A 273-nucleotide genomic window follows, 5' to 3' on the forward strand; every position below is an offset into this window, starting at 1 on the left:
CACGAAGTGCTCGCTCGGCAGGGTCTCCCCCTCCTTGAGGGCCTGCACCGCGGGGTCGTTGTTGTCGAGGTTATAGGTCCAGTTGCCGTCGGCATCCAGGCTGAAGGTGCCGTGGGCGCCTTTGACCTGGTCCTGGGGCTGGAAGTGGGCCTCACCCTGATCGACATCGGTGGCGACCAGCTTGCCGCCGGTGCTGAGGGTCACGTCCTCTTTCACCGCGCCCTGGTCGGCACCCGGGGTGGCGACGCCGATGCTGGCGTCGTCGTTGGTGCC

General features: G+C 67.8%; 1 protein-coding gene. It reads right to left on the reverse strand.

Translation table 11 applies throughout. The features are described 5' to 3' along the window. Positions 1 to 273, reverse strand: a 273-nt coding sequence (locus AACW18_RS13915; RefSeq protein ID WP_218390093.1) for a VCBS domain-containing protein, incomplete at both ends; no start/stop codon positions are given.

This window comes from Aeromonas sp. sia0103 (assembly GCF_963895295.1).
In the GTDB taxonomy this organism is placed as follows: domain Bacteria; phylum Pseudomonadota; class Gammaproteobacteria; order Enterobacterales; family Aeromonadaceae; genus Aeromonas; species Aeromonas encheleia.